Below are 955 nucleotides of genomic sequence, written 5' to 3' on the forward strand. Positions count from 1 at the left end.
GCGTGGCGGATCGCGAGTGAGCGGTCCGCCAAATGCCATCTCGGGAGGCCGTCCGAGTTTCGGGCGGTCTCCCAGGTTGCAACGTCCCACCTTTTAAGGTAGAGTCTCTGGCCAAAGTGAACTTTACGGAGATGTGATGGCGCATACACCAGACCATGCCCGGCGACTCATCCGCGAGTTGGAGCCTCGTCTGCCGCATGCTGCGGAGCTCGTGCTCGATCGTCCGAAGTATTGGGACCCGCGATTCGTAGAGCTCTTCTTCGAGTATACGGAAGAGCTGATCTTCCGGAATCCCAAAGCGGCTCTCCACGTCGCTCTGGTGGCGCGGCGTCTGGCCCACGCCATGCCCGAGGGTGAGACAATGGAAGAAAGGCTTGCTGGTCGCGAGCGATTGGTGAAAGGCCATGGGCTGGTGGGCAGCGCGTATCGCGCGGCAGGCCGACTCGACGATGCCGAGAGGACTTATGAGTCAGCGCTTCGACTCTGCGAAAGACCACGCGTCTCGCCGGCCTGTCGGGCGGAGCTGGACTTGAGAGTGGCGATCCTCCGGGCCTTCCAGAAGAAATTCGATCAAGGTCTGCGCCATGCCCGCCGAGCGGAGAAAGTCTTTGGGGCGGCGAACGACAGCGAATGGCTGGGGCGCGTGCTCGCGACCCAGGGCGTGATCTACGTGACTGCGAATCGATTTCCGGAGGCGGTTTCGGTTCTCGGCCGGGCGCTGGGGAATTACAGGCTCATCGGCCGCTTCGAATTCTCTTCGACCCTCAATCTCGCACTCGCGGTATCGGAGACTGACGACTCGGAAGGTCTGAAAAAGGCCTTGGTACAGTTGCGCCGAGCGCGGAAGCTCGCCGGACCGCGGCGCAGTGTCCACAAGAGCGTCTTCTACTGGATCGAAGGCCGGATCTTCGTCCGTTGCGGCTCCACCGAACGCGCGGAGCGCAGCTACCGGAAA

At 62.2% G+C, this 955-nt stretch carries 1 protein-coding gene; it reads left to right on the top strand.

Annotated features, from left to right (window positions below; genetic code table 11):
* Positions 1-136: 136 nt before the first annotated feature.
* A partial coding sequence (locus tag GY725_14865; GenBank protein ID MCP4005472.1) for a tetratricopeptide repeat protein occupies positions 137-955 on the top strand: 819 nt, incomplete at its 3' end.

It is taken from the genome of bacterium, assembly GCA_024226335.1.
Classification (GTDB): domain Bacteria; phylum Myxococcota_A; class UBA9160; order SZUA-336; family SZUA-336; genus JAAELY01.